This window comes from Acinetobacter sp. UBA1496 (assembly GCF_002324975.1).
Classification (GTDB): Bacteria; Pseudomonadota; Gammaproteobacteria; order Pseudomonadales; family Moraxellaceae; genus Acinetobacter; species Acinetobacter variabilis.
This window is the reverse complement of record NZ_DCRI01000107.1, coordinates 87,119-96,619: the sequence shown is the minus strand read 5'-3', so window position 1 is coordinate 96,619 and position 9,501 is coordinate 87,119. Positions and strand designations below refer to the sequence as shown.

5 protein-coding genes are annotated in these 9,501 nt (G+C 45.3%); all 5 read right to left on the bottom strand.

The genetic code is table 11. From position 1 onward, the window contains the following. Nucleotides 1-81: 81 nt before the first annotated feature. On the bottom strand, nt 82-663 hold the full coding sequence (locus B3143_RS13815) for a DUF4112 domain-containing protein (RefSeq protein WP_004784766.1): 582 nt from the start codon (nt 661-663) through the stop codon (nt 82-84). Between the two features lie 75 nt (nt 664-738). Continuing rightward, nucleotides 739-2,073 carry a magnesium transporter gene (mgtE, locus tag B3143_RS13810; RefSeq protein ID WP_004784767.1) on the bottom strand — a complete coding sequence of 445 codons (1,335 nt, stop codon included), beginning with the start codon at nt 2,071-2,073 and terminating at the stop codon, nt 739-741. A 41-nt stretch (nt 2,074-2,114) separates the two neighbouring features. Then, nucleotides 2,115-5,240 carry an efflux RND transporter permease subunit gene (locus tag B3143_RS13805; RefSeq protein ID WP_004784769.1) on the bottom strand — a complete coding sequence of 1,042 codons (3,126 nt, stop codon included), beginning with the start codon at nt 5,238-5,240 and terminating at the stop codon, nt 2,115-2,117. Nucleotides 5,241-5,411: 171 nt separating this feature from the next. Next, nucleotides 5,412-8,507, bottom strand: coding sequence for a multidrug efflux RND transporter permease subunit (locus B3143_RS13800; RefSeq protein WP_286716560.1), 3,096 nt, complete (start codon nt 8,505-8,507; stop codon nt 5,412-5,414). 256 nt (nt 8,508-8,763) lie between these two features. Continuing rightward, on the bottom strand, nt 8,764-9,501 hold a 738-nt coding region (locus tag B3143_RS13795), incomplete at its 5' end, for an isocitrate lyase (protein ID WP_286740915.1).

The following is a 9,501-nucleotide window of genomic DNA, read 5'->3' as shown; positions in this document are numbered from 1 at the left end:
CTTATTTCAGGACGGGACATTGCTTGATAGAAAAAAGCCTGCGAATGCAGGCTTTTTTATTAAGTTTATATTGATAAACCTTCAGGCTTTAAACCATTGAAAAAGCTGCATTGTGCCCCAGCCAATAGCCATAATTAACAGAATCAAGAAGAAAGTTCCTAAAAGATCTGGCAGATGAATCCAGATCCAGGCCACCACAGGATTACGCCAGAAAGCGGATTGCTGTTGTCTGCGTTCCAGACTTTCATGCAGAAATGGATGCACCACATGATGATCGGTACGGATCTGGTATTCGTCCCGGATATGCTGATGCACAATATCCAGTGCCTTACGGCTAGGACGAATGAAAATATCAAATATTGTTCCCGCTACAGGAATAAAGCCGACCACAGCATCCATGACGGCCATTTTCAGGACTGGCTTTAATTTTTCATTCGATACCCCGATCTGACGGGCTTTATAAATCGCATAACTGGTCAATACAAAACCTGCGATATCTCCTGCTACCGGAATGGTACTCAAAGCAGCATCTGCCCCGACGCCCTGCTTGGTAAATGGAATCCGTACCACCGAATCCATCATATTGGCGAACTTGGCCAGATCCCGCTCCAGCCGAATGACATCCTGTTGGCTCAGTTTATTTTTCTGTCCGGGATCAGGCATAGGTTCTTCCAGAAATGAGACTGATGTAATTGAGCATAAAGTATTTTTTCTATTTAAGCTGTAATTGCTAAGTATTTAAAACAATAATTGAGAGGCAATAAACAAGTAAATAATCACCCCGGTGGCATCACAAATTGAAGTCACCAGAGGTGCTGATGCACTGGCTGGGTCCATTTTCAATTTATTGAGAATAAAGGGTAAACTCATGCCGATTAGACATCCCATCAGTACAATACCTAACATACTTAAAGCGAGTACAACAGCGACCATCCAGTCGCCTCGAATATAACCCAGAATTGATACTGCAATGGCCATCGTTCCACCCAGACATAAGGCAACTAGAGATTCACGACCAAGCAAGCTAAACCAGTCCTTAAACTGCACATCGCCTGTTGCCAAGGCACGCACCATTAGGGTGGCAGATTGTGAGCCAGCATTCCCCCCACTTCCCACCAACAATGGCAAGAAAAATACCAGCACAATATGGGTGGAAATAATATCTTCAAAATGGGCAATCCCGATTCCGGAGAGCAGACTGCCAAACACCAGAATAACCAGCCAGAATACCCGTTTCTGATACAGTCTGAGAATCGGTGCAGTTTTCAGGCTCAGCTCATTCAAAGGCGTCACTGCACCGGATTTTAAAATATCCTCGGTGCTTTCTGCCTCTGCAATATCCATGGCATCATCATAAGTAATAATCCCGACCAGCTTCTGGGTCGCGTCGACCACAGGCAAGGCGATAAAATCATAATAGGCCAAGGTACGGGCGACCTGCTCCTGATCCTCATCTACCGTGGCATAGACTACATCTGTGGTCATGACCTCATTAATAGTGGCATCCGGCCGTGCCTGAATAATTTGTCGCAAGGAAATTACGCCGAGCAGATGCTGTTTTTCATCGACAATATAGATCAGATATAAGGTGTCATGATTCCCCGCAATATCACGTAGCGTTTCAATCGCTTCAGTCATGCTCAACTCGGGAGCAAGCGTGACGAAGTCTGAACTCATTAATGCACCGGCAGTTTCTTCCGGATAAGCATGCAGCTCTCGCAGGGTTTGTAGCGACTGGGTGGATAATTTGCCAAGTAACTGCTGCTGCACTTCACAGGGCATCTGCTTGTATAAATCAATGAAGTCATCGGAATGCATGGCATCCATCAGACTGGCCAGTTGCTCCAGAGGAAATTGATAGGCCAGCTGGATTTGCATGGCCAGTGGCAAGTACTCCAGTACTTCTGCCTGACGTTCCAGCTGCCTGAAATGGTGACAGCGTTCCGCTGGTCCAAGTTCAGACAAAATTCTGGCCTGATCGGCAATATTCAGCTTTTGTAAAAGCTGATGAATATTATTTTCCCCTGTCAGCAGAGTCTCATGTAGTTGCTGTATTTTTTCTTGGTGCTGCATTTCCCTACCATCATTCCATGCAGGTATGAAACATACCCGCCCTAGAGTGAGTATTCCTCATTTTCCTGATTGATTTGTATAACTTTATTTGTTGCTTTGACACGAAACAGGTTTCGGATTAACACATACATAAATGGGATAAAGAATAACACCAGAATAGTCGCAAAAATGACCCCGCCCAAAACGCTGGCACCAATTTCCTGACGGCTGATCGCACTGACCCCAGAAGCGAAAATCAAAGGGATTACTCCCGCAGCAAAAGCAATAGAAGTCATGAGAATAGGCCGCAAGCGTAAACTTGCTCCCTCTAAAGCTGCAGCTATAGCTGTTTTTCCTGCTTTCTCTGCCTGTGCAGCAAACTCCACAATCAAAATGGCATTTTTACAGGACAGACCAATCGTCGTCAGCAAGGCAATATGAAAAAAGATATCATTGGCGAAACCAAAGACCCAGCAAAATAAGATACTGCCGCCTACGCCCAATGGGATGGCACTGATCACGGCCGCAGGAATGGTCCAACTTTCATATAAAGCGGTTAAGCACAGGAAAATAAAGGCAATCGAAATCACATAAAGAAAAATCGCCTGACCGCTGCTGCGCTTTTCTTCCAATGCGGCTCCGCTCCAGGCCAGATTCACACCTTCCTGGGCATCTACCAATGCTTCAACATCCTGCATGGTCTGACTGGAAAACTTGTCCTTTGGAATCCCTGCATAGACTGGAACAGCGTTATAGCCCATATAACGGTTAATACTGTTCGGCCCGCCCTGCCAATTCAGACTACTGAACTGGTTAAATGACAGCATTTCACCTTTTTGATTGCGTACATGCCAGAAGGCCAGATCTTCAGGTTTGGAACGGTATTCTGCCTCACCCTGCATAATCACACGTTTAATCTGCCCGCGATCAATAAAGTCATTGATGTAAGTTCCACCCCATGCTGCAGCCAAAGTACTGTTTACATTTTGCTGAGGAATGGAATGCTTTAACACACGTTCTGCATCAAGTTTGATATTCAGCTCAGCACTTTCTTTAGGTTGATCCAGCTGTAAAAATTCAATCGATGATTTGCCTTGGGCACGCGCTTCAATCTGGCCAAATGCCTCCTGTAAAAATTCAGCCCCTTTATAATCCAGGTCTTGCAACCAGAAATCGACTACACGACCATTACTTGACATGGAAGGTGCCATAAAGAAAATTTGGGCATTGGCATGATTGGCAAAGTGTTTCTGTGCTCGATCGACAATAGCAAAGACCGAATCTTCAGGATTTTTGCGCTCAGCCCAGTCTTTTAATACCACAAAAAGCTGCCCACGATACGGACCTACACCGACATTGTTGCCACTATACCAGACACCTACACTCTGAATGCGTTCCGATTCATGTTTCATCAAATAATCTTGTACTTCACGCCCGACTTGTTCGACTTCTGTACGCGGTGCATTGCCAGGCATGACAATCTGCCCCATAGCAAAACCCATGTCTTCAGTGGGCATCAATCCTTCCGGCAAATACTTATATACCCAGCCGAAGCCCATTATGTACACACCAAACAGTGCCAACATCGTGAATTTCAATTGCATGCTTCGAGCTGAAACTTTTTGGTAACTGGCATTGAGCTGATCCATGCCATGGTTAAAGCGCTGTGCCCAGCGAGCCTGATAAGGTTTGCGTTTGAGGAGTTGTGCCGCAAATGTTGGGGTAATCACCAAGGCCACGAATAAAGACAGCAACATCGCTACCACCAAAGTGATAGAAAATTGACGATAAATCACTCCAGTGATACTGCCAAAGAAAGCCATCGGGATAAATACTGCAGTAAGTACCAGCGTAATACCGACCAGTGCCCCGCTCATTTCCTGCATGGATTTTAAGGCAGCCGCTTTGGCATCCAGATGTTCGTCCTGCATCAGGCGTTCAATGTTTTCCACCACTACAATGGCATCATCGACTAGCAGACCGATGGCCAAGATCAGGGCAAACAAGGTAAAGTTATTCAGAGTCATACCCAAGACATACAGCACAGCAAAGGTTGCCAAAACCACAATCGGAATCGTAACGGCCGGAATAATCGTGGCACGCCAGTTTTGCAGGAAGATAAACATCACCACAATGACCAGAATAATGGCTTCAACTAGAGTTTTAGCTACCTGTTCAATTGAGCTGGTGATAAATGGAGTTTTGTCCATGGTCATTTGCAACTGATAGTGCGGTGGCAAATTGGCCTGAGCGTTTTTTAATACGTCTTGAATCTGTTTGGAAACTGCAATGGCATTACTCCGTGGCGCCAAAGTAATCGATAAAGCTGAAGAGAGCTGTCCGTTGGTATAGTTAATGTGGTTATAACTCTCTGCACCTAGTTCTACCCGTGCCACATCTTTTAAGTACAGCAATGAACCGGAATCCGTGGTTTTAACAATAATATTCTCAAATTCTTTCACGCTGCTTAAACGTGAACCCGCACTGACCTTGGCATTGAGATATTGATCCTGCATCGTCGGCAAACCCCCAATTGCGCCTGAAGCTAGGGGTGCGTTCTGGGTTTCAATGGCATTGCGAATATCGCTTGGCATCAGGTTAAACTGCTGCAACTTATGCGGATTTAGCCAGATCCGCATGGCATAACCTGCACCGTACAGGTCAATTTCCCCCACACCTTCGATACGTGACAAACGCGGTTCCACATGCACCATCAAATAATCTGAAAGTTCGGTGACGCTACTCTGCCCACTCTCATCATATAAACTTAACAGTGCAAACTGGTCATACCCTGATTTATAAACATTGACTCCGCCCTGCTGCGTCTCTTCAGGTAAGCGGCTCAATACGCCATTGACGGCGTTTTGAACCTGTAACTGGGCTTGATCAAGATCGACCCCTTGCTCAAATTGCAGCGTAAGTTGAGCCCGTCCCACCGAACTGCTGGAGTGAAAGGTTTCCAGACCTTCAATGCCTTTTATCGCCTGTTCCAGAATCTGGGTCAACGATTGCTCAACTGTTTCAGCCGATGCACCACGATAACCTGCGGAAACGCCTAAAGCTGGCGTATCCATATTTGGCATATGTTCAATGGGAATTTTTTGAAGTGCAAATACCCCAAGGGCCATCATTAAAATTGCAATGACCGCTGCAAACTTGGGACGATAAATAAAAAAGCGCGACAACATAAATTAGAAATCTCCATCAAATGCATCTTTAGAGTGCACACGCCATGAATAGATGATTTCTATAGCAATTTTTACACCATGCTTAAATATAAGCCAATCTTTAGCTCTTTAATTTCGACAAAAAATCCCCGTCATAACGAGGATTTTTGAGCTCAATATTTTGTATTGATATTAGGTACGTGATTTCTTCGTCGTCATTTGGCGAATTAAAACGTACATAAATGGAATAAAAATCAGTACCAGTATCGTTCCGAAGATCACTCCACCAAAAACACTGATTCCAATCTCACGACGACTGGCTGCACCTGCACCAAAAGCAAAGACCAGTGGCAAAATACCAGCACCAAAGGCCAGAGAGGTCATTAAGATTGGACGCAAGCGTAATGACGCACCCTCAAGTGCAGCTTCAACTACCGATTTACCTTTTTCCTGAGCCAATGCCGCAAACTCTACAATTAAAATTGCATTCTTACAGGACAGACCAATCGTGGTCAGCAAAGCAATCTGGAAGTAAATATCATTCGGAAAATCTGCCAGAAAACTAAAAATGATATTCCCACCAATCCCTAAAGGAATCGCGGACATGACCGCAGTCGGAATCGTCCAGCTTTCATATAAAGCAGCCAAACACAGGAAAATAAAACCGATCGATACCAGATAAAGCCAGATTGCCTGATTACTGGATTGTTTTTCCTCAAAGGATAAACCGCTCCAGACCACGTCAATGCCATCCTGTTCTGCCACCAGATTTTCAACATCTTGCATCGCTTCACCAGAACTGGAACCTTTGACCATATCCGCTTGCATTTGTAGCGAGGTATAGCCCATAAAACGGTTGACTACCTCGGGACCACCACTCCAGTCCACCTGAGCGAAATTACTAAAAGGCACCATCTCGTTCAGGTCATTACGTACATGCCATTGTGTCAGATCTTCAGGTTTGGAACGGAATTCTGCATCACCCTGCATAATCACCCGTTTAATCCGGCCACGATCAATAAAGTCATTAATATAATTACCGCCCCAAGCCGCTGAAAGCGTACTGTTAATTGCGGATTGACTCAGACCATTGGCCATGGCCTGTTTCTGGTCAATATTGACTTTCAGTTCGGCTTTTTCCGGATTAGAGCGCTTATCCAGATTTTCAAAGCTCCTATATTGAGCTGCGCCAGCCTGCATATTCTGGAACTGTTCTTCCAGATACTCACGGCCATTACCGTTAATATCACGAATCCAGAAATCCAGGCCGTCGGTTTGACCTAAACCATTCACTGAAGCCGGCATACTGATATTGACTTGGGCATCGCGGTTACTACGGAAATGCTTCATGGCACGTTCACGAATCGCCTGCGCAGTATTTTCTTCTCCTGAACGGTCATCCCAATGCTTTAAGGCTACAAAACCGGTCGCCAGGTTCTGACCGGTACCTGAGAAGTTACGGCCATAACGTAACATGACCAAGTCGATATTGTCCTTTTCTTCTTCCAGAAAATACTGACGAATCTGTTCACCGACCTGAATGGTGTTTTTCATTGGAGCACCTTCCTGTAGCCGGATCTGCAGATTCAGAATACCCTGATCTTCGCTCGGCAAGAAGCTGGTAGGTAAGGCGCGGTAGAATAAAGCAAATACACAGATCAACCCGGCAAAAAGCACCAGGCTAATGGCCTTATGTTGTAGAGTGACATTAGAAACTTTCAGATAACGATGCTTCAAATCATCCAGTTTCTGGTTAAACCAACTCGCCCACTTGGCAGGTTTTGGATTCGGTTTCAAAATCAGCGCACAAAGTGCAGGTGTCAGAATCAGTGCGACCATCAGCGACAGAGACATCGCTGCCACGAGCGTAATCGAGAACTGACGATAGATCACCCCGGTTGAGCCACCAAAGAACGCCATGGGAATAAAGACCGCGGTTAAAACCAGGGTAATCCCGATCAGTGCTCCGCTGATTTCCTGCATGGATTCCAGTGCTGCTGCTTTGGCTGTAAGTTGCTGCTCATGCATCAGACGTTCAACGTTCTCTACCACCACAATAGCATCATCGACTAGCAAGCCAATCGCCAGTACTAAGGCAAACAAAGTCAGCGTATTAATACTCAGTCCCAAAACATAAAGTACCGCCATGGTTCCGAGTAAAACTACAGGCACAGTTACAGTCGGAATTAAGGTCGCACGCCAGTTTTGCAGGAAGATAAACATCACGATGACGACCAGAATGACCGCCTCGAATAAAGTTTTAACGACTTCTTTAATCGATTCTTTGACAAACGGGGTATTGTCACGCGGATAAGCAATTTTATAGCCTTCCGGCAACTGCTGGGAAAGTCGCTCGATTTCAGCCTTGATCAGACTCGACGTCGCAATTGCATTGGCACCGGAGGCTAGTGAAATGCCCAGACCGGCAGAAGGATAGCCATTGGTAGTGCTATATGACTGATAATTTTCCGCACCCAATTCTACCCGTGCAACATCTTTTAAATAGATAAAGCTCCCGTCCCGGGCAGACTTCACAATAATATTTTCAAATTCTTCGACTGTTTTTAAACGGCTGCCTGATGTGACTTTGGCATTCAGATACTGATCATCGACTGTCGGCAAGTCCCCAATTGCACCGGCTGCCACCTGAGTATTCTGTGATTCAATCGCTGCCCGCACATCACTTGGCATCAGGTTATATTGTTTTAATTTTGCTGGATTCAGCCAGATGCGCATCGCGAACTGTGAACCAAAAACATCCACTTCCCCAATGCCATCAATTCGGGAAATATCCTGTTCCAGATGCGTGGTCAAATAATCAGATAGTTCAATATTGCTACTACGCCGTGATTCATCATACAGACCGATGACCATATGGGTATCGCCAAGAGATTTGAAGACATTCACGCCCTGTCGCTGGACATCGTCAGGCAAACGATTGAGAACCCCGTTAATCGCATTTTGAACCTGTACTTGTGCTGTATCTGGATCGGTGCCATTTTCAAAACTGATGCTGATCCGGCTTCGACCTGAAGAATCACTACTGGAGCTGAAATACAGCAAGCGGTCGATACCTTTAATTTGCTGTTCCAGCACCTGGGTCACGCTCTCTTCTACCGTTTCTGCAGATGCACCAGTATAAGTTGTTGCCACAGTAATACGTGGCGGTGCAATATCCGGATAACGTTCGACAGGTAAATTCATCACCGCAAAAAGTCCAATGGCCATGACCACAATGGCCAGTACACCTGCAAAAATAGGACGATGAATGAAAAACTTAGACAGCATAAGTCTGAATCACTTTGAATTTAATGAATTATGGAAAGCGTTGCATTATTGAGTCAGCTTAAGGATATTCAGGCAGTGGCCTAGGGAATGCAAGGCTTGATCACAGAAAAATATGTATAAAATTGAATCATGAAGAAAATATGAAGCTTTTGCCTTTCATCTAGCTGTTTCAACAATTTATAGGGTTATTCATTTTATGTTAGGCATAAAAAAACCCTGCTTGCGCAGGGTTTTTTTAGAATCGATTCAGAGCTGATTAAGCAGAGAATTGGTTCATTGTGTTTTTCGCATCGTCACCCGCTTTAAGCGCGTTGTCACCAGCGAAGATTTCTTTGTGGTCGTCACCGATGTCAGAACCAGCCATTGCTTGGTGTTTCACACAAGCGATACCACCGCGGATTTCTTTACGTTGTACGCCAGCAACATAAGCCAACATACCTTCAGAACCGAAGTAACCTTGAGCAAGCTCATGAGTAGAAAGAGCAGCTGTGTGGTAAGTAGGCAGAGTGATCAAGTGGTGGAACACGCCTGCTTCACGAGAAGCGTCTGCTTGGAATGTACGTACTTTTTCGTCAGCTTCAGCAGCCAATTCAGAATCGTCGTACTCAGCGCTCATCAATTTAGCGCGGTCGTATGCAGATACGTCTTTACCTTCAGCAACCCAACGGTCGTACGCTTGTTGACGGAAGTTCAGTGTCCAGTTGAATGATGGAGAGTTGTTGTAAACAAGTTTCGCATTTGGCACAACTTCACGTACACGGTTAACCATGTGAGCGATTTCAGCAACGTTTGGAGTCGCAGTTTCGATCCAAAGTAGGTCAGCACCGTTTTGTAAGCTAGTTACGCAGTCAAGTACAACGCGGTCGATTTGCGTGCCTTCACGGAACTGGTATAGACCAGAAGCAAGACGTTTAGGACGGTGAAGTTTACCATCACGCTTGATCAGGATTTCGTCTTCTTGTGCTTCAGAGATATCAATTTCTTGAGTGTCTAA